Genomic DNA, 24,293 nt, shown 5'->3' with positions numbered 1-24,293 from the left:
CCCACCCGACTACAAACCCTTACGCCTGCGGCAAGCCCTCCAGCTGGGCCTTGATGCGCTCGATGTCCTCGTCGGCCTTGGTGAGGCGGCCGCGGATCTTCTCGACCACGTTGTCCGGGGCCTTCGCCAGGAACGCCTCGTTGCCGAGCTTGGCCGTCGCCTGGGCCTTCTCCTTCTCCGCCGCCGCCAGATCCTTCGCGAGGCGCTTCCGCTCCGCCGCGACGTCGATCGTGCCGGAGAGGTCGAGGGCGACCGTGGCACCGCCGACCGGCAGGGTGGCCGTCGCCGCGAAGGCGTCGCCCTCCGGCTGGAGGCGCAGCAGCTGGCGGATGGCGGCCTCGTGAGGTGCGAGAGCCGTGCCGTCCAGGGTGAGGCGGGCCGGGACGCGCTGGCCGGGCTGGAGACCCTGGTCGGCGCGGAAACGGCGGACCTCGGTGATGACCTGCTGGAGCGTCTCGATCTCACGCTCGGCAGCCGTGTCACGGAAGCCCGAGTCCTTCGGCCACTCGGCGACGACCACCGACTCGCCGCCCGTCAGGGTCGTCCAGAGGGTCTCCGTGACGAACGGGACGATCGGGTGGAGGAGCTTCAGGGTGACGTCGAGGACCTCGCCGAGGACGCGGCCGGAGACCTTCGCGGGCTCGCCGCCGGCCATGAACGTCGTCTTGGAGAGCTCGACGTACCAGTCGAAGACCTCGTCCCACGCGAAGTGGTAGAGGGCGTCGGAGAGCTTGGCGAACTGGAAGTCGTCGTAGAGCGCGTCGACTTGAGTCACCGTCTCGTTCAGGCGGGAGAGGATCCAGCGGTCCGTGGCCGACAGCTTCTCGGCCGGCGGAAGGTCGCCCTCGATCGTCGCGCCGTTCATGAGCGCGAAGCGCGTGGCGTTCCAGATCTTGTTGGCGAAGTTCCGGGAGGCCTGGACCCAGTCCTCGCCGATCGGCACGTCCGTACCGGGGTTGGCGCCGCGGGCCAGGGTGAAGCGGACGGCGTCGGAGCCGTACGCGTTCATCCAGTCCAGCGGATCGACCGCGGTGCCCGAGGACTTGGACATCTTCTTGCCGAACTGGTCGCGGACCAGACCCGTCAACGCGATGGTCTTGAAGGGGACTTCACCGTCCATCGCGTACAGGCCGAACATCATCATCCGGGCGACCCAGAAGAAGATGATGTCGTGGCCGGTGAGCAGGACGTCGGTCGGATAGAACTTCTTGAGATCCGGGGTCTGTTCGGGCCAGCCGAGGGTCGAGAAGGGCCACAGGCCGGAGGAGAACCAGGTGTCCAGGACGTCGGAGTCCTGGGTCCAGCCCTCACCGGTGGGCGGCTCGTCGTCGGGGCCGACGCAGACGACCTCGCCGTCCGGGCCGTACCAGACGGGGATGCGGTGACCCCACCACAACTGCCTTGAAATACACCAGTCGTGAAGGTTGTCGACCCAGTCGAAGTAGCGCTTCTCCATCTCCTGGGGGTGGATCTTGACGCGGCCGTCACGGACCGCGTCGCCGGCCGCCTTCGCGAGCGGGGCGACCTTGACCCACCACTGCATGGAAAGGCGCGGCTCGATGGTCGTCTTGCAGCGGGAGCAGTGGCCGACGGAGTGGACGTACGGCCGCTTCTCCGCGACGATCCGGCCCTCGGCGCGCAGCGCGGCGACGATCGCGGAACGCGCCTCGAAGCGGTCCAGGCCCTCGAACGGGCCGTGCACGGTGATGACACCGCGCTCGTCCATGACGGTCAGCGACTCCAGGCCGTGACGCTGGCCGATCGCGAAGTCGTTCGGGTCGTGCGCCGGGGTCACCTTGACGGCGCCGGTGCCGAACTCGGGGTCGACGTGGGTGTCGGCGACGACCGGGATGGTGCGGTCGGTGAGCGGCAGCTTGATGTGCCGGCCGACGAGGTGCTTGTACCGCTCGTCGTCGGGGTGGACGGCGACGGCGGTGTCGCCGAGCATCGTCTCGGCACGGGTCGTGGCGACGACGATGGTGTCGTCCCCCTCCCCGTACTTCATGGAGACCAACTCGCCGTCGTCGTCCTGGTATTCGACCTCGATGTCGGAGATCGCGGTGAGACAGCGGGGGCACCAGTTGATGATGCGCTCGGCGCGGTAGATCAACTCGTCGTCGTAGAGCCGCTTGAAGATGGTCTGGACGGCCTGGGACAGGCCCTCGTCCATGGTGAAGCGCTCGCGGCTCCAGTCGACGCCGTCGCCGAGCCGGCGCATCTGGCCGAGGATCTTGCCGCCGTACTCGTCCTTCCACTGCCAGACGCGCTCGACGAACGCCTCGCGGCCCAGGTCGTGGCGGGACTTGCCCTCCTTGCCGAGCTCGCGCTCGACGACGTTCTGGGTGGCGATGCCCGCGTGGTCCATGCCCGGCAGCCACAGCGACTCGAAACCCTGCATGCGCTTACGGCGGGTCAGCGCGTCCATCAGCGTGTGCTGGAAGGCATGCCCGAGGTGCAGGCTGCCCGTGACGTTCGGCGGCGGAATGACGATGGTGTACGGCGGCTTCTCGCTCTTCGCGTCCGCCTCGAAGTACCCCCGCTCCACCCAGCGCTCGTACAGCGGCCCCTCTACGTCGGCCGGCGCGTACTGGGTCGGCAGTTCGGAGTCGGGCGCTGATGGCTGCTGCTGAGCGTTCTCGGTCACGCGCCCAGTTTAGGGGTGTCGCAGGGGTGTCCCGAAACGCGTTTGTTCTGTAACGGTGCGCCCCCCAATGCCATGTGGTTCCTGTGGCTGCGCCAGGATGTCGGGAACACATAAGCATCTGGAGGGGAACCCAGAATGAGCTACAACCAGCCGGGCCCGTACGGCGGGCAGCCTCAGCAGCCCGGCCCGTACGGTCAGCCGGGCCCCTACGGCCAGCCTCCTCAGCAGGCGCCGCAGGGCGCGCCTCAGCCCGGCTACGGCTACCCCCAGCAGGCTCCGCCCGCCCAACCCGGCTACGGCTACCCGCAGCAGCCCCAGCCCCCGCAGGGCGTCCCGCCGCAGGGCCCCTACGGCCAGCAGCCGCCGTACGGCCAGCCTCCGTACGGTGTTCCGCAGCCGCCCGCGCCCGGTGGCGGGAAGAAGAGGACGGGGATCGTCATCGGCGCGGTGGCGGTCGTGGCCGCCATCGCGGTCGGGGCGTACTTCGTGATCGGCGGCGGCAGCGGCAGCGGCGGCGTGGGCGACGACGGCGCGCACAAGCTGACGACGCCGGCGACGATCCTCGACGGTCAGTACAAGAAGAGCGACTCCGGCTCCGGCAAGATGACCGACTCCGACCTCAAGGACGCGCAGTCGTGGGGCATCGACAACCCCAAGGACGTCAGCGCGGGTTACACCTCGGGCACCGGTCTCACCGCCAAGCAGCTGCTGATCTCCGGTGTGTACGGCAGCATCGACGACCCGGCCAAGGTCGTCGACGCGATGTTCGCCCAGATGAAGAAGGACTCCTCGTCGGGCTCCTCCTCCGACGGCAAGCTCGTCGGCAGCCCGCAGGCGTTCACCCCGGCCGGCTTCAGCAACGGTGTCATGAAGTGCCAGGAGATCGAGAGCAGTTCGAAGGGTACGACGGCGAAGATGCCGTTCTGCATCTGGGGCGACCACAGCACCGTCGCCTATGTGCTGTCGTACGACATGGCCGCCCTGGCGGCGGGCAAGAGCAGCTCCCTCTCGGACGCGGCGGCGCTGACCGCGAAGGTCCGCAACGACGTGCGCGTCAAGGCCTGATGGCGTAGACGACGTAGCCACGGCTCAACTGCGAAGGGGCCCCGGTCAGTTGGACTGACCTGGGCCCCTTCGCAGTGAAAGGACTTGTCGCTACGCCGTCTTCTGCTCGCCCGGGCCCCGGCCGCGCGCGTCGCGCGGGATCAGGGTCGGGTTGACGTTCGACAGGACGACGTCCGCCGTGATGACGACGCGGGCCACGTCCTTGCGGGACGGGACCTCGTACATGACGCCCTGGAGGACTTCCTCCATGATGGCGCGCAGGCCGCGGGCGCCGGTCTGGCGGAGGATGGCCTGGTCGGCGATGGCTTCGAGGGCCTCGCGCTCGAAGTCCAGCTCCACGCCGTCGAGTTCGAAGAGGCGCTCGTACTGCTTGACGAGTGCGTTGCGCGGCTCGATGAGGATCTGGAGCAGGGCCTCGCGGTCCAGGTTGTGGACCGAGGTGATGACGGGCAGCCGGCCGATGAACTCGGGGATCATGCCGAACTTGACCAGGTCCTCGGGCATGACGTCCTCGAACTGGTCCTTGGCCTGCAGCTCCCGCTTCGAGCGGATCGTCGCGCCGAAGCCGATGCCCTTGGCGCCGGCCCTGGACTCGATGAGCTTCTCCAGGCCCGAGAAGGCGCCGCCCACGATGAACAGGACGTTCGTCGTGTCGATCTGGATGAACTCCTGGTGGGGGTGCTTGCGTCCGCCCTGCGGCGGGACGGAGGCGGTGGTGCCCTCCAGGATCTTCAGCAGGGCCTGCTGCACGCCCTCGCCGGACACGTCACGGGTGATCGAGGGGTTCTCGCTCTTCCTCGCGACCTTGTCGATCTCGTCGATGTAGATGATGCCCGTCTCGGCCTTCTTGACGTCGTAGTCAGCGGCCTGGATGAGCTTGAGAAGGATGTTCTCGACGTCCTCGCCGACGTAGCCCGCCTCCGTGAGCGCGGTCGCGTCGGCGATCGCGAACGGGACGTTCAGCATGCGGGCCAGGGTCTGTGCCAGGAGCGTCTTGCCCGAGCCCGTGGGGCCGAGCAGCAGGATGTTGGACTTCGCCAACTCGATGGCGTCCTCGCGGTTTTGGCCGCCGCCGTGCTCACCGGCCTGGACGCGCTTGTAGTGGTTGTACACCGCGACGGAGAGCGCCTTCTTGGCGGACTCCTGCCCGACCACATAGCCCTCAAGGAACTCGTAGATCTCGCGGGGCTTGGGGAGTTCCTCCCAGCGCACCTCGCTCGTCTCCGCGAGTTCTTCCTCGATGATCTCGTTGCAGAGGTCGATGCACTCGTCGCAGATGTACACACCGGGCCCTGCGATGAGCTTCTTGACCTGCTTCTGGCTCTTGCCGCAGAACGAGCACTTGAGCAGATCGCCGCCGTCACCGATGCGTGCCACGGTGTGCTTCCCCTTCGCCTGGGAGACGCCTAGGTCCAGCGGCTCCTGGTGCTGCCTTATGTCCGACGGTACCTTGCCGGGCCCCCCGTTCGGGCCCCCCTTGGCACGGTTCACTTCCACGTGGACCGTGCCGAGGGGTGGTGGACGATACAGGTCCGGGTCAGCGGACGTCGGCGTTGTTCATCTTCCGGGTGGAGATGATCTGGTCGATCAGGCCGTACGCCAGGGCGTCCTCGGCCGTGAGGATCTTGTCGCGCTCGATGTCCTCGCGGATCTTCTCGATCGGCGTCGTCGAGTGCTTGGCCAGCATGTCCTCCAGCTGGGCACGCATGCGGAGGATCTCGTTGGCCGCGATCTCCAGGTCGGAGACCTGGCCCCGGCCCGTCTCGCTGTAGGGCTGGTGGATCAGCACGCGCGCGTTCGGCAGCGCCATGCGCTTGCCCGGCGTACCGGCCGCCAGCAGGACGGCGGCGGCGGACGCGGCCTGGCCCATGCAGACCGTCTGGACGTCGGGCTTCACGAACTGCATCGTGTCGTAGATCGCAGTCAGCGCCGTGAAGGAGCCGCCCGGGCTGTTGATGTAGATCGAGATGTCGCGGTCGGGGTCCATCGACTCCAGGCACAGCAGCTGCGCCATGACGTCGTTGGCGGACGCGTCGTCGATCTGGACACCGAGGAAGATCACGCGCTCTTCGAAGAGCTTCGCGTACGGGTCGTACTCACGGACGCCCTGCGAGGTGCGCTCGACGAAACGCGGGATCACATAACGGGACTCGGCGGCGGGAGCCGTGTATTCGGCGCGTGCGTGCTCGTACAGGCCGTTGCCGGGGAAGTCGTTCACTGTCTCTCTCCTGGGGGCTGTGGCGGTCGGCTGGGGGCTGTCCTGGGGCCTCAGGCCCCGGTGCCGCCGCCGCCCGGCATACCGGCGGCCGTGGGCATGATGTCGTCGATGAGGCCGTACTCCTTGGCCTCGATCGGGTCGAACCAACGGTCGCGGTCCGAGTCACGGGTGACCTGCTCGACCGTCTGGCCGGTGTGGAAGGAGGTCAGCTCCGCCATCCGCTTCTTGGTGTGCAGCAGCCGCTCGGCGTGGATCTTGATGTCCGACGCGGAACCGGCGAGGCCGGCCGAGGGCTGGTGGATCAGGATCTCGGCGTTCGGCAGCGCGAAGCGCTTGCCGGGGGTGCCGGCGCTGAGCAGGAACTGGCCCATCGAGGCCGCCATGCCCATGGCGATGGTCACCACGTCGTTCTTGATGTACTGCATGGTGTCGTAGATCGCCATGCCCGCGGTGATCGAACCACCGGGGCTGTTGATGTACAGAAAGATGTCCTTCTCCGGGTCGGAGGCAAGGAGCAGCAGCTGCGCGGTGATCTTGTTCGCGATGTCGTCGTCGACCGCCTGGCCGAGGAAGATGATCCGCTCGCCGAGCAGCCGGTTGTAGACCTGGTCGCCGAGGCCACCGAAAGAGGGCTCGCCGGCGGCTGTAGGCATCAGATTCGTCACGTATCCACCTGCTCGTCTTTACGACGGCGCCGGGCCGTCTCACGTGTACTGCCGGGGGCAACGGGGACTCCCCTGCCCTCGTATTCATGGACCCTAACGCGCGGGTCCCTCCGGGGAATCCCGCAAAGGGAACTGTTCGCTGTCAGCACATCGCTGCGCTGGCCTGAGCGGAATCCCTCGCGGTGGGGTGGGTTCGGTTCGTGGCGGGGCTGCGGGTTCGTGGGGGCTGGTCGCGCAGTTCCCCGCGCCCCTTCGGGCGCGTCCAATGGGCGTATGACAAAAGGGCCCCGGGGTTCGATGTCCCCAGGGCCCTCGTGTGCGTTTGCTTACGCCTCGGTCGGCTCCTCGACGGCCTCGGCCGTCTCGGTGGCCGTCTCGTCGTCCTCGTCGTCCAGGTCGACGATCTCGCCGTTGGTGTCCTTGACCGTGGCGGCCTCTACGACGACTGCCAGGGCCTTGCCGCGGGCGACCTCGCCGACCAGGAGCGGAACCTGGCCGCCCTCGACGACGGCCTGGGCGAACTGGTCGGGGGACATGCCGGAGGAGGCCGCGCGCCGCATGAGGTGCTCGGTGAGCTCCTCCTGGTTGACGTTCAGCTTCTCCTTGTTGACGAGCTCGTCGAGGACGAACTGCGTCTTGATGCCCTTGACCGCGGCTTCCTTGGTCTCGGTGTCGAACTCCTCGGCCGTCTTGCCCTGGATCTCCAGGTACTTTTCGAGGTCGAGGCCCATCTGGCCGAGCTGGTGGTGCTCCAGGTTGTGCTTGCGGGTGTTGATCTCGTCCTCAAGGAGCTTCTCGGGGACGGGCACCTCGACGAGCTCCAGCAGCTTCTCCAGGACGCGCTCCTGGGCCTGCGTGGCCTGGTCGTACTGCTTCATGTTCTCCAGGCGCTTGCGGCTGTCCGCGCGCAGCTCCTCCAGAGTGTCGAACTCGGAGGCGAGCTGTGCGAACTCGTCGTCCAGCGCGGGCAGTTCGCGGGCGGCGACCTGGGTGACCTTGACGGTGACCTGGGCCTCCTGGCCGGCCGCGGAGCCGCCCTTGAGCTCGGAGGCGAAGGTGGCCTCGCCACCGGCCTCCAGGCCCGTCACGGCCTCGTCGATGCCTTCGAGGAGCTCGCCGGAACCGATGGTGTAGGAGACACCCTCGGCGACGCCGTCCTCAAGGACCTCGCCGTCGACCTTGGCCTCCAGGTCGAGGGTGACGACGTCACCGTCGACGGCGGCGCGCTCGACCGGGGAGGTCGCCGCGAAGCGCTCGCGGAGCTGCTCGACCGACTCGTCGATGTCCTCTTCGCTGACCTCTACGGCGTCGACCTCGACCTCGATGCCCGAGTAGTCCGGGATCTCGATGGCCGGGCGGATGTCGACCTCGGCGGTGAAGTTCAGCGTCTCGCCGTCCTTCAGGTCCGTGATGTCGACCTCGGGCTGGCCCAGGACGTTGAGCTCGGCCTCGTTGACCGCCTCGGTGTAGAACTTCGGAAGCGCGTCGTTGACCGCCTCCTCCAGGACCGCACCGCGGCCGAACCGCTGGTCGATGACGCGAGCCGGGATCTTGCCCTTCCGGAAGCCCTTCACCGTGACCTGCTGGTTGATCTTCTTGTACGCCGCGTCGAGGCTGTCCTTGAGCTCCTCGAAGGGCACCTCGATGCTGAGCCGAACCCGGGTCGGGTTCAGGGTCTCCACGGCGCTCTTCACGGTTCGGTCTCCTTGGGGGCTGACTTCTTGGGTTGCGGACCCAGACAGGTCCGGCGGTTTCTGGTCGCCCGGAGGACTTCAGAGTGTGAGACACACGGGCGCGCAGCTTGCATAGTAGCCGCAGCGACGAGACCCCCCAAAAGGCGATCTCGTTAGGTACCGGTCCCGGAGGTCCGGCAGGTGGTCGGGGTGGCGGGATTTGAACCCACGGCCTTCCGCTCCCAAAGCGGACGCGCTACCAAGCTGCGCCACACCCCGTCTGGTGCGACACGTAGGGTACATGCCCGCAGCCGGTCGGGCCGCCGCATTTCACGAGCGCCGGGGTGCCGGAAGGGGCATGGGGAATGCGGTGTGCGCCGAGGGCACCCGACCCGCTACGATGCCTTCTGTGCCGCGGTCGTCTGACCTGCGGCGCGTCATGTGCGGGCGTAGCTCAATGGTAGAGCACTAGTCTTCCAAACTAGCTACGCGGGTTCGATTCCCGTCGCCCGCTCCAGGCATCTCAGGGCCAGGTCGGAGGATCATTTCTCCGCCTGGCCCTGAGTCGTTCCCGGCAACGCTCCCGGTCCGGGCTCAGAAGCTGATCGAGTTGATCGTCTCCGCTATCGAGTTCAGGAACCGGTTGATGGACGGTGCCATGCCGGTCGAGGCGAGGAAGAAGCCGAAGAGGATCGCGACTATGGCTGGGCCCGCCTTGATCGATCCCCCTCGGATCAACACCACCAGGATGATCGCCAACAGCAGCACCACAGACAGTGAAATGGCCACAACTGATCACACCCTCGGTCGGTCCGCACTCCCGGCCCGGGGACGCGACCCCGCGCACCCCGCCAGAACCATCGTGCCACCAACGCGGCCCACCTATGCGGCGGGTGACGCATCGTTGGTCGCAAAGGTTCGGAAGAGACGCGTTCGCAGTTCGTTCGAACTATTGGCACAAGCACACGAACGAGCGTTCCCGGCATGCCTATTTGCGACTTTTGATGGGCATGAATCGTGACATCTCGGATAAATTTCGGACGCGCGTCCGATGGTTTTACCGATTCCCACAGGCAACGCTAGGGTGCCTCAGATGTTCCACGCTGCCACGCCCTCCGGCCAGAACGAACAGAGCAAAAAGAACGAACAGAACGAACAGACCAAACAGCGCGACGCGTTCTTCGACAACGCGAAGTACCTGGCGATCCTGCTGGTCGCCATCGGGCACTCCTGGGAGCCCCTCAAGGGCGACAACAGAGTGCTTCAGGGCCTGTACATGGTCGTGTACAGCTTCCACATGCCGGCCTTCATCATCATCTCCGGCTACTTCTCCCGAAGTTTCGACCTGAGCCCCGCCCGGCTGAAGCGGCTCCTCACCGGAGTCGCCGTGCCGTACATCCTCTTCGAGATCGCCTACTCGCTCTTCAGCCGCTACGCCAACGACGACCCGCACCAGCAGATCACCCTCCTCGACCCGCTGTATCTGACCTGGTTCCTGTGCGCGTTGTTCATCTGGCGGCTGACCACCCCGATCTGGAAACTGGTCCGCCACCCCCTGCCGATCGCCCTCGGCATCGCCATGCTCGCGTCCTGCACCCCGAAGATGACCGACGACTTCGATCTGCAGCGGCTGGCGCAGTTCCTGCCGTACTTCGTGCTCGGCCTCGTCCTGAAGCCCGAGCACTTCCAGTTGGTGCGCCGCCGTGAGATGCGGATCCTGGCCGTGCCGGTGTTCGTGAGCGCGCTGGTGGTCGGCTGGTGGGCGGTGCCGCGGATGAACGCCGGCTGGTTCTACCACCACGACTCCGCCCAGGAGTTCGGCGCTCCCTGGTGGGTCGGGCCGGTGATGATGCTCGCGATGTTCGGCTGCTCGCTGCTGCTGACCGCCGGCTTCTACTCCTGGGTGCCGAGCCGGAAGACGTGGTTCACGGCGCTCGGCGCGGGCACGCTGTACGGCTATCTGCTGCACGGGTTCCTGATCAAGGGCGCCGGTTACGCGGGCCTGTTCGACCACGCCTGGCTGCACCGGCCCTACGGCGTGGCCCTCGTGACCGCCCTCGCGGTCACCGCCGTCACGCTGCTGTGCACCCCACCCGTACGACGGGTGTTCCGCTTCGCGGTCGAGCCGGGCATGGAGTGGGCGTTCAGGCAGGAAGCGGCCGAAGTCGCGCGTGAGCGACAGAGAGTGCTGGTGGGCTGAGCACCCGAGCACCGCCGAGGTGTCTCAGGCGCCCTTGAGGTGCCTCATCAGGCGCTCGAAGTCCGCCCATCCCGCTAGGTCCGAGGGGTCGCCCCGGAAGGGGTAGTACAACGCGGGACGCCTCTTCGGACCCAACTCGCGCGGCTGCCACGGCAGCGGGGTGCGCCTGGCCCGGTCGCCGGGCATCTCACGTACCTCTTCGGCACCGAGGACGAAGGCGTACGGGACGCCGGGCCCCTCGAAGCGCGGCGGTACGGACAGGTCGCGGCGGGCCCGGCGGACCTGGACCAGCATCGACTGCAGATCGTGCCGGGTGGCGAGGACCTCCGCCGCCCGGGTCACGTCGGCGTCCGTCGGCACCGTCTCACCCGGGCCGTAGCCGAACGCCAGCGTGACGTCCTCCTCCACACCGCCCTCGGTACGGCTGATCCGAACCGTCGCGAGGCCCGGGCGCTCCGGACTGCCGACGACCACCAGCCAGGTCGGCTCGGGCGCCCGCTCGTACGCCACATCCGTCAACTGGCGCAGCGACCAAGGCAGGTTGGCGGGCTCCTCGGTGCCCCAGCCGGCCGGCGGCTCACCGGTGAGCTCACGCCATACGGCTTCCAGCGCGCCGCCGAGCACGAGGCGCTCGTCCGCCGGGTGGACGGCCCGGAAGGACACGGCCAGCTGGCATTCGCCGTCGTCGGCGACCTCGGGGGTGAACGACTCGGCCACGGAGGTGCGGGGGTCCTCCGACGTGGCGTCCGGGGACCCGACCGTCACGAACAGGCCGTTGTCCCAGCGCAGTACGGCTCCGGACAGTCCGTCGTAGTAGCCGTCCTTCTCGTCCTGCACCACCCAGCGCGAGGGCCAGCCCGGCAGGTTGCCGCGGACCGCCGGGGACAGGCGCGTGCCGGCGGGGGTGACGATCTGCAGGCCCAGTCCGGCGTTGGCGACGGCCTTGAAGGCGTTCGAGAGCCAGGCGGTCATCGCGACCACCGGGCGGTCCTGGATCACCACGGCGACCTTGTCGGTGAGCACGTCCACGGCGGGTTGCGCCGCGGCCGGAGCCGACACCGCACGCACCCCGTCGGTGTCGACCACCGCCAGCGACCGCGCCGCCTGCGGCGGCCAGGCGGTGCCGCCGACCAGGGTGGCGACGCGGGCCGCGAAGGTACCGGCGAGTTCCTCGGCCTCCTTGACGCCGGTGGTGGCACGGGCCTCGGTCCACCAGTACGGCACCTCGGGCTCGGTCGCCCCGAGCAGCCGCTGCGCCTCTCCCCTGACCCGCACCAGCAGGGGTGCCTCGATAGAGACGAGGGGACGGCCCCGCTCGTCGCAGAGCTGCACCACCGCGCCGTCCCCCTCGACGCCCGCCAGCATGTCCGGGCCACCGGCCAGCAGCCCCGCGAGCACGCTCAGCGGGTCGGGCATCGTCCTGGTGAGAGCGACGACATCCTTCGTCATGGGTACCTCGTCCCGTTGCCTGTTCCCACCGGGTCCTACCTGTTGCCCGCGTGGACGGTCTGGATCAGTCGGTTCGGCTCGCCCCTGCGGACCAGGACGCCGCGACCGGACGGCTGTTGGCCGGCGTACACACCGGGAAAGAGCTGGCCCTCGCTGCGGTCGCCCGCCATCACCAGCGCCGAGGCGCCGGACTCGCGCAGGCTCTGCAGCAGCGGCTCGTACAGGCCTCGGGAGGCGCCCGCGACCCGGCGGGTGAGGACGAAGTGGAGGCCGATGTCCTGGGCCGAGGGGATGTACGGCAGGAACGGGGCGAGCGGCTGCTGGCCTGCGGTGGTGAGGACGTCGTAGTCGTCGACGAGGATCACGATCCGCGGGCCCGAGCCCCAGCTGCCGGGTTCCAGGTCCGCGCCGTCCGCGCTCTCGTCGGGCAGCCGCTTCTCCAGTTCGGTGGCGATGCCCGCAGACAGACCCGCGCACAGCTTGGCGTTGTAGGCGTAGCCGCCCCGGTACTCCTCCGGGACGGCGCCGCGCAGTCCACGGCGCGGGTCCATGACCCCGAAGACCAGCTCGTCCGCGCTGTAGCGCTCGATCAGGCCCTCCGCGACGGCCCTGAGCAGGTTGGTCTTGCCGCACTCGCTGTCGCCCATGATCAGCAGGTGCTGGTCGTGCTCGAACAGGTCGAGCAGGACGGGCGCCAGCTGCGTCTGGTCGAGGCCGATCGGGACCCGGCGCGGTTCGGCCGCCGGGCCGGGCAGCAGGTGCGGCTCCAGGACGTGCGGCAGCACCCTGACCGGCTGGGCGGTCTCGCCGGACCAGGTCGCCCGGATCGTACGGGCCGTGTGTTCCAGGACCGTGCCGAGGTCGGCCGTGTCGGCGACGCCGTCCGTGCGGGGCAGGGCGACCTGGGCGAAGAGCTTGGTGTCGGTGAGGACGCGCCCCTTCTCGTCGGGCGAGAGGGTCTGCGCGAGTTTGCGCTCGATGCTGGACTCGCCGGCGTCGTTCAGCCGGAGCTCCACCCGCGTGCCGAACTGGGACTGGGCGGCGATGCGCACGTCGTTCCAGCGCAGCATGCCGGCGACCACGTGGATGCCGTAGCCGCTGCCGCGCTTGAGGATGTCGCCGACCCCTTCGTCGAGTTCCTCGAAGTCGTCGCGCAGGGCACCGAAGCCGTCGATGAGCAGCACGATCTCCGTGGAGGCCAGCTCGGGGACGCGGCCCGCGGCGCGCAGGGTGCGCAGCTGCTCCAGGGAGTCGATGTGGTGGCGGCGGAACAGCTCCTCGCGCTGGTCCAGCATGCCGCGCACGGAGTCGACGGTGCGGGCACACCGCTCCCGGTCGGCCCGGCCGGCCACCCCGCCCACGTGTGGCAGGCCGGACAGCGCCTGCAGACCGCCGCCGGCCAGGTCGAGGCCGTAGACGCCGACCTCCTGCGGGGTGTGGGTGAGGGCCAGGGACAGGGCCAGGGTGCGCAGCAGGGTGGTCTTGCCGGACTGGGGGCCGCCGATGACGACCGCGTGTCCGCCCGCCACCGTGAGGTCCAGGTACCACTGGCCCTGCCGCTGCCGGGCCGGATCGTCCAGGATGCCCAGCGGCACCTGGAGCGGGCCTCGGCGCCGGGCGAGCTGCATGCCACGCGCGCCCACCTCGACGGGTCCTGCGACCTGGTCGAGGGCGACGGCGCCGGGCAGCGGAGGCAGCCAGATCTGGCGTACGGGCCTCGTGTCGGCGTTCTCGATCTGCCGGACCATGACGCCCATCTCGGTCAGCCCGGTCTCCCGGCGCCGCATCTGCGGCTCCTCGGGCCCCGAACTCTTGTCCTGGCCCAGGGTGTTGTACGCCGGATACTCCAGGGCGAGCGGTCCGGTGTCCTCGGTGTCGCGCTGGACGGGGCCGCGGTAGGCACCGGAGACGTAGCCCGCCTTGAACCGCTCGTAGTGGCTGGTGTCGACCTTGAGGTAGCCGAAGCCCGGCAGCGGGGGCAGGTGGAAGGCGTCCGTGGTGTCGAGGACCGTGCGGGACTCGTCGGCGGAGAAGGTGCGCAGGCCGAGCCGGTACGACAGGTAGGTGTCCAGGCCTTTGAGCTTGCCGCCCTCGATGCGCTGGCTGGACAGCAGCAGGTGGACGCCGATGGAGCGGCCGATGCGGCCGATGGACAGGAACAGGTCGATGAAGTCCGGCTTGGCGGTGAGGAGTTCGCCGAACTCGTCGATCACGACGAACAGGTGGGGCAGCGGGTCGAGGTCGGGGCGCTTCTCGGCCCGGAGGGCGGCGTAGTGACCGATGTCGGCGACATTGCCCGCCTCCTTGAGGACCTGCTGGCGCCGCTTGACCTCGCCGGCGAGCGAGGCGTGGACGCGTTCGACGAGACCGGCCTGGTTCTCCAGGTTGGTGATCACACCCGCCACGTGCGGGACGTCCGCGAAGGGCGCGAAGGTGGCTCCGCCCTTGTAGTCGACGAGGACCAGCGCGAGATCCTCCGGCGGATGGGTGGCGAGCAGCGCGAGGACGAGGGTGCGCAGCAGCTCCGACTTGCCGGAACCGGTGGCACCGACGCAGAGGCCGTGCGGGCCCATGCCCAGCTCGGAGGACTCCTTCAGGTCGAGGAGCACGGGTTCGTGGCTGTCGCCGACGCCGATCGGGACGCGCAGGAAGGCGCGTTCGCCGCGTGGCGCCCACAGCCGGTCCAGGTCGAGGTCGGCGACGTCGTCGATGCCGAGCAGCTCCGCGAAGTCGACCGGACCGGTCAGCGGGGCACCGACCAGGGACTCCGCGGACAGCCGCAGCGGGGCGAGCATCCGGGCCAGGCCCTCGGCGAAGGCGGTGCCGACCTCGTCGACCGTGCCGTGGGCGCTGATCGGCTCGGCCTCACGCAGGTCCTCGATGACGATCCGGGCGCCGTCGACGGTGATGCGCACACCGACGCTGCCGGGCTCCCGTACCCGCTCGTCGAGCAGGTGCAGCACGGTGACGCCCATGTCCCGCAGGCCGACCGCGTCGTCGGGGCGCGGCAGGTCGACGGCGTCGTCCCCGTGCGCGTCGGCGACGACGAGGAGCCGGGAGGTCATGCCGAGCGCGTCCTGGCCGGACATGCCGCGGCGCACCTCGGCCGCGTAGGAGGCGCGGCGGCGCAGCTCACCGCCGATCTGCCGGGCGAGCTGGGGCAGCGAGGGGGCGATACGGCGGGCGGCGACCGGGCCGTCGGACTGCTCGGTGTCCAGCAGGTGCGGCAGCCACTTGGCCCACTCCCAGTCGGCCAGCCGGTCGCCGGGGGCCGCGACGGCCAGGGCCACGTCGTCGGGCGCGTGGGTGGCGGCGGCCTGGACGAGCAGCGCGCGGGCGACGCGCAGGGTGTCCTCGCGCGGGCCGATGACGCTGATGTTGCCGACGCGGTCGAGCGGGACGGTGAGCGGCAGTTCGGTGCCGGTGCTGAAGCGGGAGGTCAGCGCGGAGGCCTCGTTGAGCATGAACTGATCGGGCGGGGTGAGCGCGGAGGAGCCCTGCTGGGCGACCTGTAGATCGCGCACCGGCATCTGACCGGTGCCGACGCGCACCCGCAGGAAGTCCCCGTCCGTCCGGCGCCGTTCCCACAGGCGGGCGGGGTCGCGCACGATGTCGTACAGCGCGTCCGGCGGCGGGTTGAGGACCTGCGCGCGCTCGCGTCGTTCGCGTTCCTCCTTCGCCAGTTGTTCGCGCAGGTCCTCCAGGTAGGCCAGATAGGCCTCGCGCTGGGTGCGGCGGACGCGCTGGGCCTTGCCCCGCTGGGAGAAGGCCATGGCGAGGGAGCCGGCCAGGGTGACGACGAGGATGATCGCGCCCAGCCCGGCGAACTGGCTGTTGCGCACGATGGTCATCATCACGACGGACGACATCACCCCGGCGACCGGCAGCAGCGAGTGCAGCACGGAACCGGCCTTGCCCTCGGGCAGGTTGGGCGGCGCCTCTATGGTGCGCGGCTCGGGGGCGGCCGGCGGGCGGGTGGTGCGCGCGGGACGGTGGATCAGTCGGGTGCTCATCTACGTTGCCTGGTCCTCGGGTTGGATTCCTCGGTCCCTTCTTTTCGGGCGGTCAGCGCTGCTTCTGGGAGAGCTGGAAGACGTCGGCGGCCAGCCGGGTGGCGGCGTGCCGGGTGGCCCGGGCGAGGAGATCCGTACGGATGGTGCCGCCGGACGCGAGGTGGCGGTCGTAGGGCAGGACCCGCACGGTGACTCCGGCTTCGGTCAGCTCCCGGGTCGCCCTGCCCAGGTCGACGCCGGCGTGCGGTGCGACCTCGGTGAGGACGACGACGGTGGAGGCCAGCACGTACGGGGGCAGGTTGCGCATCCACTCCAGGACGGCGCGGGTGCTGGCGATGCCCTCCAGCGTCGCGGGCACGGTGAGCACCCGGGCCTGCGCGGCGGACAGTGCGGTACGGGCGACCTCGGCGGGCAGGGTCTCGCAGTCGACGACGGTCACCCCGAAGAAACGGCGCAGCGACACCATGACCCGCTCGTAGCCCGCGGTGTCGAGCATGGCGCCGACCTGGCCCTGGCTGCCGGGCAACAGCCAGGCGTTGCCGGGGAGTTGGACCAGGTAGCCGGTGACGTCGAGCAGCGACATCTGCGGTTCCACCAGTCCGGCGAGGTCACCGGTGGTCCAGCGCAGGGTCTCCGCGCCGAGCCGCAGCGGCAGCGAGCCGAGCGCCGGGTCGGCCTCGACGACGAGCACCGGGTCCTGGCGGTAGTGGGCGTAGGCGGCGCCCAGCAGCGCGGCGACCGTCGTCTTGCCGGAGCCACCGCGGATGGACGTGACCGCGATCTGCCGCCCGGTGGTGACCGCCTGCTGCAGCACCTCGGCGGTCGCCGCGCTGTCGGCGACCTCACGGGCCGCCGAGGAGGAGACGGTACGGCGTACGGCGCGCAGGGCACGGGTACCGAACGCCTCACCGCGGCGCGGCTTGAGCGCGGCGGCGGCGAGCCGCTTGTCGAGCACGGGCCGGGAGTCGGGGGTGACGCGCTGCGCCGGCGGGGGCTGGTGGTGCTGGTGGTGCTGAGGAGGCGGGTCGGGGTACGCCTGCTGCTGGTGCTGAGGAGGCAGGTCCGGGTACGCCTGTGGCTGTTGTGGCTGTTGCTGTTGTGACTGTGGCTGTTGTGGCTGTTGCTGCGGCACAGGCTGCTGATGCTGAGGCGTACCGCCCCTCAGATCGCGCAGCACGTCGCTCTGCCAGTTGTCCCCGCTCGGCATGTCGCCCTTCACTCCTGCCCTGGCCTCAGAACTTGTTGAGCAGTTGCCCATAGATGCCGAACACCCCGACGGCGAGCGGGAAGAGCCCGATCACGCCGAGGGACTCGATCAGGTCGCCGGTCCGCCGCAGCCGCACCTGCACATGCTCGGGCGGCTGGACCGCGAGGACCAGCAGCGGCAGCACTCCGGCAACGCACAGCAGTACCAGCGCCCCGGCGCCGCCCGCGCGGTCCACCCACTCCACCGCGAGCCGTACGACGAGCAGCGCGGCGCCGGAGAACAGCGCCACGACCTCGGCGACCAGCGGGAAAGCCCGGGCCTGGGACAGCAGCACCACGGCGGTGAGCGAGGTGAGGGCCACCGTCCACACGGTCGGCCGCCCGGCCGCGGTCAGCAGCCAGCCGCCGGCGGCGGCCGAGACGGCGGTGGCGATGGTGATCAGCGCGAGCCCGCGGTGCGTCGCGGCGAGTGCGTTGGCGACCTGGTGGCGGCTGACCGACGCGCCCGCGGAGCGCCGGTCGTCGAGTCCCGTCAGCCCCGAGGCCATCAGCGCCAGCCGCGGCAGCACGCCGAGCAGCACGACGGAGAACACGGCCATCACCGCACCGAGCCGGTCCGGCCGGTCCTGCACGGCGGCGACGGCCTCCCACACCAGGGTGATGAAGGCGGTGGCGCCGGCCCCGAGGAGCGCGCCACGGCCGAGCGGGGAGAAGTAGGCGAGCAGCACAAGAGTGAGCACCAGCGCCGCGACGACACCGGCCAGCCGGGCCGGTCCTGACCAGCCGTAGGCGTCGGCGGCGGTCCAGGCGGCGAGCAGTCCGAGCCCCCCGGAGGCGAGCAGCAGCGCCGTGGCGAGCCCGCGGTTGCCGTCGCCGATCTTCGAGACGAGCGCGCCGGCGACCAGGAACACGGCCGTGACGGCCGCGAGCGCGATGGTGACGGACTCCAGCGCGAACTCGCGCCGGGCCAGCAGGGCCGCGGCCACGGCGAACACGACGGTGGCCACCCCGGAACTGGCCCGGCGTGCGGCGGGCCGCCAGCGCCAGGCACGCAGATCGAGGTCGTCGGCGACCTGGTCGGTGACGTCGTGCACGACGGGCGCGGGCGGCGCGGCATGGGCGCGCACCAGCTGGAGCACGGCGCCGTCGGGCACCTCGGACGACGACAGCGTGGCCTCGTGCGGCAGCACCGAGCCGTCGGAGGTGATCAGTTGCCGTGTCATGGGCCGCGCGGCGGCCCGGTCGTCGAGCAACTGCAGGATGTCGGGCAGCAGTTGGCCGATCGGGGTGTCCGACGGCAGGACGATGTCGACGCGCCGGCGCTCACCGACCAGGGTGACCCGGCTCAGTTGTGTCCGGGACGTCGTTGCTGTACTCACCACTTACCGGAACCCATTCATCGCGAAGTTGTGGCCGAGGATGCCGAGGACGGCTGTGCGGAGGGGCTGCTGTACTGCTGCTGCTCCTGCTGCTGTTGCTGCTTGTTCAGGGTGGCCTGCAGGAAGGACCACCCGACGCATCCGGCGCACAGGACGGCCGCGATGGCGATGCCCGCGAACACCTTCCCGAGCCGCTCGTCGGCCGAGCGCCGGGTGCGCTGCGCGCCGAAGAGCAGCGCGTCGCGCATCCGGCGCCGGCGCACCGCCACCGACTCCAGCAGTTGGCTGTCGTAGTCCCGTGCCATTGAGTTGGTCCTGTGCCTGTGTTCTCTGTGCGGTCGTCAGTCGTCGGAGGTCGTGGAGGTTTCAGGGATGCCAGGAATATCGGGGATGTCAGGGATGCCTGGGATATCCGGGTTTTCGGCGGTGATGCCGAGGTACTGCCGCATGGCGGCGTACTTCCGCGTCAGACGCCGTGCGGTGGGCTCGTCGAGTACGGCCAGCCGGCGCGGGTCGGCGTTGTGCGCGAGGTCGGCCGCCTTGACGAGCCGTGCGCCCTCGGTGGCCAGGATCCGCTCCGCGTACGCCTGCGGTTGCTCGGCCGGCCGCTTGGTCACGGCCCGTACGACGTCCTTGGTGCGCTGGGTGAGCGCGGCCGCCGCCAGCCACTCCGCGCTCAGCACACCGTCCTCGACCGCGTCGTGCAGCCAGGCGGCGGCGATGAGTTCGCAACCGCCACCGCGGGCGCGTACGCCTTCGGCGACGGCCTCCAGGTGTTCGACGTAGGGCCGGCCGGCCTTGTCCCGCTGGGCGGCGTGCGCGGCACGGGCGACGGACTCGACCTCGGCGAGCGTCATGACAGGAGCGGGCAACCCGTCGTACGGCATACCGCATCCCCCTGTCCCCGTGACTTCGCCCGTGCAACATAAAACATGGACGCGGGGGCGGCGTACCCGGGGAGGCCGGACTGCCGGGAACGGCGCCGAAACCTCCGCAGAACCTGCACACCTGGTGTCCCGATTTCGAATCCGGCTCACTAGGAGGCGTGTGCGGCGTGCCGGTCCAGGAGCGCGACGACCATGGCGTCGAACAGACCGTTCCGGACGGCTTCGTCCACCGATCCCTCGTTGACGCGCTCACCGACCGCGAGGAAGGTGGCGGCGCGTACGGCGTCCGCGGGACGCAGCCGTCCATGGGGCGGCACAGCGGGAGGCGGAGCGGAGCTCCAGCGGTACTCCGGGGTGACGGCACCGATGCCCCAGAGGGCCCTGACGACCCGCCACAGCGGCTCGCTGTAGATCGGATACGGCCACTGGGTCGCGCCGTTCGCGTTCTTCTCGCCTCCGCCCCAGCGGATGTCACGGTCGTCGTCGGTGAGGGCGACGTAGGCGTCGGCCAGCTCCTGCCAGGCTTCGATGTCGCCGTGGTCGAGCTGGGCCAGCAAGCGCCGGTCGTCGGCCTCGGTGACGGCGCGGGCGAGTTCGTCCACGGCCTCGGGTCCGCGGACGCCGACCGGGGGCCCGGTGCCGGCGTCACGGGCGAGCCGGGTCAGCGCGCCGGCCAGGGGGAGCCCTCCCTCACCGGCCTCCGCCACCTTGGCCGCCCATGTCTCACCGAGGCGATACCCATCGGCACCGGTCGCTGCGCGCCGCGTCCACTTCAGGGTGCCTTCGACGTAGTCGGCCCAGATGTATCCGACGACGTCGCCGTCGGGGGTCTCGACGGCGACGTACTGGACGGGGTGTTGCATGGGGGGTCAGGTCTCCTGGGCGAGGGCCTCGACCGCGGCAGCGTTCGGGGCGTCGGTGAGGGAGCCGGGCAGGGGACGGCCCTTACCGGCCGGGTCCCGGCCGGCCGAAAACTCGGCGAGGGCCTGGGACGGCCGAAGGCCGCGTTCCTTGGCGTTGCGCAGCCGCCGGATCCAGAAGCCGCCCTCGTTCACCGCCCGAGGCCCTGCGGCCTGCCGCGGCTCGTACGCCGCGGCCTCGTCCTCGTCACCGGCCCACACATACCCGAGAACCGCGCCGCCCTCCTTGTCGACCACCGTGAAGTACCGCACCGGTTTATCGGTCCGGTTCCGGTACTTCGGCGGCCCTGGAGACACGAGGTTGAAGTGCACGTCCTCGTCGAAGCGCCGGTTGATCGGTCGTTCACTGCTCATGGCGGTGCGCATCCCTGCTAGTCACCCTTGGCAAGGGCCTTGACCGCCGCGGCGTTCGGGGCGTCGGTCAGGGAGTCCGGCAGGGCCCGGCCGAATTTGCCTGTCGCCGGTTCGGCCAGCATCTCCTCGATGGCCTGGGACGGTCGGATACCCCGTCCCTTGGCCTTCTCCAGACGGTTGAACCAACCGAGGCCCTCCATCAACCCTCTGGGTCCGGCAGCCTGCCGAGGTTCCCACGCGGCGGCGTCATCCTCGTCACCGGCCCACACGTATCCGAGAACCAAACCGTTCTCTCTGTCGGCCACCTCGAAGTACCGCACAGGCTTTTCGGTCCGAGTCTGGTACCTCGGCGGGCCCGGCTTCACGAGGTTGAAGTGCAGGTCATCGTCAAAGCGCGGGTTGATCGGTCGTTCAGTGTTCATGATGTCCACATTCCTTTGCCACTCCCTGCTCCGCAAAGAAGCTACGGCCTCGGCAGAACCTCTCCGTACGCATGCCACTTGCCCGCCTCGTCCACGAAGACCCGCGTCACCTTGTACTCGGTACCGCGGGCGAGGAGTAGTTCACGTTCTCCCTTGACCTGGGTGATGGACTCCAGCCAGAGGGCAGGCGTGTCCTTGGGCACCCGCAGATGCATCCACACCGGCTTGGCGTCGAAAGGTGGCGGAGGCGTCTTGCCGATTGCAGTGGAGGTGAACGCCTTGTCGTCCCAGACACCGCCCTGCAACTCCATCGGCGAATCGAGCCCGAGGTGGCCGATGCCGGTGCCGCGGACAACCATGATGTCCTCGGGCACGGGGCGAGCGTCCATGACCTTGTCCATCTCGTCGATGGTGTGCAAGATCGAATCGGGCACTTTGGTGTCAAAACGGAGATGGTTGTTGATGGGATCGTAAGCGGAGCCGGTGTAGGTGACCAGCCCTTCCTTCCTCTCGGGGTCGAGGCCGTCCATGAACTCTTTCCAGTGCGCGTGGCCGTACTCCAGCCCTGCCGCGTTGCTGACGCTGGGCGCGGGGTTCGTGCCGTGCGCCAGTTCGGCCAGTGCCGCCGCGTGCTGCTGCTCGGGCGTGAGAGCCTCGAACTCATCGTTCGACATGGACGGCTTGTACTCGAACGGCTCCCCGGCCCGGTGCCCCGGCACGTCCGTGCCCAGGTGACCGGCGTCGGCGCCGTGCAGGGCAGTGTCCATCCCACCGTGCGGATCGACGTGCCCTGCGTCGCCGTGGCCGACGTCGCCGTGGTGGTCAGTGCCGTCGTGACCGTGCCCGTCATGGCCGCCGTCGTGCGCGGGTGCGTCGTGGCCCGGCTCGTGCAGCGTCTGCGGGTCGTGGCCGCCCGTGTGCGGGGCGGTCGGCGGAGCGTCGTGCGGGGTGGTGTGCGGCACCTCGTGCGCGGGGGCCGTCGGGGTCTCGTGGTACCACGCCGAAGGCGTCGTACCGACGTGTGCGCCCGCCGGGACCGCGTCGCCCGTGCCGTGCGGGACGCCTCCGTGAATGCCGTTGCTGGGGACGTGCGGGACGCCTCCGTGAACGCCGTTGCTCGCAGAGTGCGGAACCCCGCCATGGATACCGTCACCGACGGACTTCGGGATACCACCGTGGATCCCGTTCCCCGGAATATGCGGCTTGCCGCCATGCACGGCATTGCTCGCAGAGTGGGGAACCCCGCCGTGGACACCGTCCCCGACGGACTTCGGAATGCCGCCGTGGATCCCGTTCCCGGGAACATGCGGGACACCGCCATGCACGGCGTTGCTCACAGAGTGGGGAACCCCGCCGGAGACGCTGTCCGCCGCGTGCGGGAGCCCCCCGTGTACCCCGTTGTCCGCCGCGTGAGAGACGCCCACGGACGCCGGTTCCGACGCCGGGACGGTCCAATGGGACGGGAGTCCCGGCGCCGCTTCCTTCGGGATCGGGGTCGTCTCGACGTTGCCGGCGTGGTCGAGGAGGTTTCCGTTCGGCTGCAGGAGGCGGCCGTCGGGGAGGTGTACCGAGCCGTCGGGAAGGGTCGGGATGTCGACCTTGCCGATGCCCTTCAGGTTCTTGGCGATGTCGCCGACCTTGGACAGGCCGGCGCCGGCACCCTTCATGACGTACGTCATCGGGTCGATGATCTTGCCGGCCTTCCCGGCCAGGGAGACCGCCTTGGCCACCGCGCCCGCCTTGCCGGCCCCGGCCGCGGCCGCACCCTCTCCACCGGTGAAGACAGTGGTGAGGACGTTGAAGGTGACCGCACCCGCCGCACGCGCGGGATTCTTGCCCCACTCGTCCCACGCCAGCAGCGCCTTCCCCGTCTGCTTCATCGTGTTGCGCGACTCACGGAACCACGACGGCATGTCCTTGTCCGGCAACGCCCAGAAAAGGGTCTGGGCACCCGGCATCATCGACAGCGTCAGCCCGGTCGCCAACTGCGCCAGGCCCTTCCACGCCTGCCCCATCGCGTCCCAGCCGCCGAACCCGACCAGCGTCCCCAGACCCTTGATGGTGCCCCAGACGCCGTCCACGATCAGGCCGTCCCACACGAAGGACTTCACCCAGTGCCCGACGTCGTACCAGTGGTGCTTCTGCTCCACCGGGTCACCCCACGGCAGCTTCGCGTCCTTCAGGTCCGACGCGTTGTAGCCGTACTGGTTCTTCTTGTCCGAGCCGTCACCTGCGACCATCTGCGTGCCGTGCCACAACGCCGTGATCTCGTTGTGGCACGTACGCTCGGCGGCCCAGAACGCCGCCACCGCCGCCGTGATGTCATCCCGGATCCGGTTGTGCTTGTCGACCTTGTCCCCGTCGTACTCCCAGTCGTCGTCCCCCTTGACCGAGGCGACGAATGTTGTCGCCTCCGTCTTCAACTGCTTCAGCTTCGCCACCAGCGGACGGATCTCGGTCGCATATCCCGACAGCGCCGAGGAGACCGTCTCCAGATCCGTGGCGAAGGTGTCCGAGCGATCCGACACCGGCTTCGTCGACGCGAACAACGCCTCCGCCTCAGGAGCGTGGTAGTACGCCGACAGCCCCTGGAACTGCGAGTGCACGTCCGCACCCGTGGAGCGGATGTTCCCGGCGTCCTTCTTCAGAGCGCCGTAGTCCTTCTCCAACTGCTCCAGATCACCGGTGAACTCAGGAATCTCCTCCGGATTGATCACTTCTGGCCCACTCCCGGCATCGTCACCCCAGGCATGGACGCCTTGCGCTGCACCTCTGCGGCCATCGCGTCGTCGCCGTTCAGATACGCCGTCGTCGCGTCCACCGCGCCCTGCATCGACTTACCCGCCCGCGCGGCGATGAACTGCAGGTCCTTCATCGCGTGTTCGGCGTACTGCGACAGCGCCAACGCCACCAGGCCGCCCTGTGCCTTCCCGCCGTCCTTGCCACCCTGACCGCCCGACGCCCCGCCCGATCCGCCGTCCGCGGAGATCGTGCCCGCGCTCGACGCCGCCGACTGCAGATGCGCGCCGTAGTCCTTGGCGTACGTCTCCAGATGCGACGCCGTCGTACCCGTCGTCGTCAGCACATACTGGATGCCCTGCGGATGCAGATCCCAGCCCGTCATACCAACCCCCGTGAACCCGGCACCCGGCCGTCACGAACCATCAAGAACCACAACAGCCGCGGCAGCCCCGGTGA

19 protein-coding genes and 2 tRNA genes are annotated in these 24,293 nt (G+C 69.5%); 3 read left to right on the top strand and 18 right to left on the bottom strand.

Annotated elements, in window-relative coordinates:
* Nucleotides 1–19: 19 nt before the first annotated feature.
* The gene (locus AB0I69_RS21435; RefSeq protein ID WP_363097222.1) at nt 20–2,644 is read right to left on the bottom strand and encodes a valine--tRNA ligase; all 2,625 of its coding nucleotides are present in this window, start codon (nt 2,642–2,644) and stop codon (nt 20–22) included.
* Between the two features lie 135 nt (nt 2,645–2,779).
* On the opposite strand from AB0I69_RS21435, the gene AB0I69_RS21430 reads away from it, so the two are divergent.
* Nucleotides 2,780–3,709 (top strand): hypothetical protein, encoded by a 930-nt coding sequence (locus tag AB0I69_RS21430; RefSeq protein ID WP_363097221.1) that lies wholly within the window; start codon nt 2,780–2,782, stop codon nt 3,707–3,709.
* A gap of 90 nt (nt 3,710–3,799) precedes the next feature.
* Here the strand turns inward: AB0I69_RS21430 and clpX are convergent, their stop codons facing one another.
* The 5 genes from clpX to AB0I69_RS21405 form a co-directional block, all read right to left on the bottom strand.
* Nucleotides 3,800–5,086, bottom strand: coding sequence for an ATP-dependent Clp protease ATP-binding subunit ClpX (gene clpX, locus AB0I69_RS21425; protein WP_328683355.1), 1,287 nt, complete (start codon nt 5,084–5,086; stop codon nt 3,800–3,802).
* 160 nt (nt 5,087–5,246) lie between these two features.
* Nucleotides 5,247–5,927, bottom strand: a complete 681-nt coding sequence (locus AB0I69_RS21420; protein WP_363097220.1) for an ATP-dependent Clp protease proteolytic subunit — start codon at nt 5,925–5,927, stop codon at nt 5,247–5,249.
* A gap of 50 nt (nt 5,928–5,977) precedes the next feature.
* A complete protein-coding gene (locus AB0I69_RS21415) occupies nt 5,978–6,580 on the bottom strand; it encodes an ATP-dependent Clp protease proteolytic subunit (RefSeq protein ID WP_363097503.1) in 603 nt (200 codons plus the stop codon).
* A 338-nt stretch (nt 6,581–6,918) separates the two neighbouring features.
* On the bottom strand, nt 6,919–8,286 hold the full coding sequence (tig, locus tag AB0I69_RS21410; protein WP_363097219.1) for a trigger factor: 1,368 nt from the start codon (nt 8,284–8,286) through the stop codon (nt 6,919–6,921).
* Between the two features lie 181 nt (nt 8,287–8,467).
* Nucleotides 8,468–8,544 (bottom strand) — tRNA-Pro (locus AB0I69_RS21405).
* Nucleotides 8,545–8,708: 164 nt separating this feature from the next.
* Here AB0I69_RS21405 and AB0I69_RS21400 point away from each other — a divergent pair.
* A tRNA-Gly gene (locus tag AB0I69_RS21400) sits at nt 8,709–8,782 on the top strand.
* Between the two features lie 77 nt (nt 8,783–8,859).
* Here AB0I69_RS21400 and AB0I69_RS21395 read toward each other — a convergent pair.
* On the bottom strand, nt 8,860–9,054 hold the full coding sequence (locus AB0I69_RS21395) for a hypothetical protein (protein ID WP_026178055.1): 195 nt from the start codon (nt 9,052–9,054) through the stop codon (nt 8,860–8,862).
* A 304-nt stretch (nt 9,055–9,358) separates the two neighbouring features.
* Between AB0I69_RS21395 and AB0I69_RS21390 the strand changes: the two genes are divergently transcribed.
* On the top strand, nt 9,359–10,465 hold the full coding sequence (locus AB0I69_RS21390) for an acyltransferase family protein (protein WP_363097218.1): 1,107 nt from the start codon (nt 9,359–9,361) through the stop codon (nt 10,463–10,465).
* A gap of 24 nt (nt 10,466–10,489) precedes the next feature.
* Here the strand turns inward: AB0I69_RS21390 and AB0I69_RS21385 are convergent, their stop codons facing one another.
* The 11 genes from AB0I69_RS21385 to AB0I69_RS21335 all read right to left on the bottom strand — a co-directional run bounded on the left by AB0I69_RS21385 (nt 10,490) and on the right by AB0I69_RS21335 (nt 24,219).
* Nucleotides 10,490–11,914, bottom strand: a complete 1,425-nt coding sequence (locus tag AB0I69_RS21385; RefSeq protein ID WP_363097217.1) for a DUF6177 family protein — start codon at nt 11,912–11,914, stop codon at nt 10,490–10,492.
* Nucleotides 11,915–11,949: 35 nt separating this feature from the next.
* Entirely contained in the window at nt 11,950–15,927 is a 3,978-nt protein-coding gene (gene eccCa, locus AB0I69_RS21380; protein WP_363097216.1) for a type VII secretion protein EccCa, read from the bottom strand.
* A gap of 52 nt (nt 15,928–15,979) precedes the next feature.
* Nucleotides 15,980–17,134: a MinD/ParA family protein gene (locus AB0I69_RS21375; RefSeq protein ID WP_363097215.1), complete on the bottom strand. Its 1,155-nt coding sequence runs from the start codon at nt 17,132–17,134 to the stop codon at nt 15,980–15,982.
* Nucleotides 17,135–17,159: 25 nt separating this feature from the next.
* Entirely contained in the window at nt 17,160–18,515 is a 1,356-nt protein-coding gene (gene eccD / locus AB0I69_RS21370; RefSeq protein WP_363097214.1) for a type VII secretion integral membrane protein EccD, read from the bottom strand.
* A gap of 14 nt (nt 18,516–18,529) precedes the next feature.
* A complete protein-coding gene (locus AB0I69_RS21365; RefSeq protein ID WP_363097213.1) occupies nt 18,530–18,817 on the bottom strand; it encodes a hypothetical protein in 288 nt (95 codons plus the stop codon).
* 36 nt (nt 18,818–18,853) lie between these two features.
* Nucleotides 18,854–19,399 carry an HD domain-containing protein gene (locus AB0I69_RS21360; protein ID WP_363097212.1) on the bottom strand — a complete coding sequence of 182 codons (546 nt, stop codon included), beginning with the start codon at nt 19,397–19,399 and terminating at the stop codon, nt 18,854–18,856.
* A 149-nt stretch (nt 19,400–19,548) separates the two neighbouring features.
* Nucleotides 19,549–20,262, bottom strand: coding sequence for a DUF6508 domain-containing protein (locus AB0I69_RS21355; RefSeq protein WP_363097211.1), 714 nt, complete (start codon nt 20,260–20,262; stop codon nt 19,549–19,551).
* 6 nt (nt 20,263–20,268) lie between these two features.
* Nucleotides 20,269–20,673 (bottom strand): hypothetical protein, encoded by a 405-nt coding sequence (locus AB0I69_RS21350; protein WP_363097210.1) that lies wholly within the window; start codon nt 20,671–20,673, stop codon nt 20,269–20,271.
* Nucleotides 20,674–20,690: 17 nt separating this feature from the next.
* Nucleotides 20,691–21,095 (bottom strand): hypothetical protein, encoded by a 405-nt coding sequence (locus AB0I69_RS21345; RefSeq protein ID WP_363097209.1) that lies wholly within the window; start codon nt 21,093–21,095, stop codon nt 20,691–20,693.
* A gap of 41 nt (nt 21,096–21,136) precedes the next feature.
* Nucleotides 21,137–23,812: an ADP-ribosyltransferase gene (locus tag AB0I69_RS21340; RefSeq protein WP_363097208.1), complete on the bottom strand. Its 2,676-nt coding sequence runs from the start codon at nt 23,810–23,812 to the stop codon at nt 21,137–21,139.
* Complete coding sequence (locus AB0I69_RS21335; RefSeq protein ID WP_363097207.1) at nt 23,809–24,219, bottom strand: DUF6507 family protein; 411 nt, start codon at nt 24,217–24,219, stop codon at nt 23,809–23,811. The genes AB0I69_RS21340 and AB0I69_RS21335 overlap by 4 nt, the downstream gene beginning before the upstream one ends.
* Between the last annotated feature and the right edge of the window lie 74 nt (nt 24,220–24,293).

Origin of the sequence: Streptomyces sp. NPDC050508, from assembly GCF_040655155.1 — a bacterium.
Classification (GTDB): Bacteria; Actinomycetota; Actinomycetes; order Streptomycetales; family Streptomycetaceae; genus Streptomyces.
The sequence above is the reverse complement of the archived record's forward strand: the minus strand, read 5'-3'. Positions and strand labels throughout refer to the sequence as shown.

Coding starts and splice junctions, on each gene's coding strand:
- eccCa (WP_363097216.1), bottom strand. CDS start 15,927: ATGAGCACCCGACTGATCCACCGTCCCGCGCGCACCACCCGCCCGCCG.
- AB0I69_RS21360 (WP_363097212.1), bottom strand. CDS start 19,399: ATGCCGTACGACGGGTTGCCCGCTCCTGTCATGACGCTCGCCGAGGTC.
- AB0I69_RS21355 (WP_363097211.1), bottom strand. CDS start 20,262: ATGCAACACCCCGTCCAGTACGTCGCCGTCGAGACCCCCGACGGCGAC.
- AB0I69_RS21390 (WP_363097218.1), top strand. CDS start 9,359: ATGTTCCACGCTGCCACGCCCTCCGGCCAGAACGAACAGAGCAAAAAG.
- AB0I69_RS21345 (WP_363097209.1), bottom strand. CDS start 21,095: ATGAACACTGAACGACCGATCAACCCGCGCTTTGACGATGACCTGCAC.
- AB0I69_RS21430 (WP_363097221.1), top strand. CDS start 2,780: ATGAGCTACAACCAGCCGGGCCCGTACGGCGGGCAGCCTCAGCAGCCC.
- AB0I69_RS21350 (WP_363097210.1), bottom strand. CDS start 20,673: ATGAGCAGTGAACGACCGATCAACCGGCGCTTCGACGAGGACGTGCAC.
- AB0I69_RS21385 (WP_363097217.1), bottom strand. CDS start 11,914: ATGACGAAGGATGTCGTCGCTCTCACCAGGACGATGCCCGACCCGCTG.
- AB0I69_RS21335 (WP_363097207.1), bottom strand. CDS start 24,219: ATGACGGGCTGGGATCTGCATCCGCAGGGCATCCAGTATGTGCTGACG.
- AB0I69_RS21365 (WP_363097213.1), bottom strand. CDS start 18,817: ATGGCACGGGACTACGACAGCCAACTGCTGGAGTCGGTGGCGGTGCGC.
- AB0I69_RS21415 (WP_363097503.1), bottom strand. CDS start 6,580: ATGCCTACAGCCGCCGGCGAGCCCTCTTTCGGTGGCCTCGGCGACCAG.
- AB0I69_RS21375 (WP_363097215.1), bottom strand. CDS start 17,134: ATGCCGAGCGGGGACAACTGGCAGAGCGACGTGCTGCGCGATCTGAGG.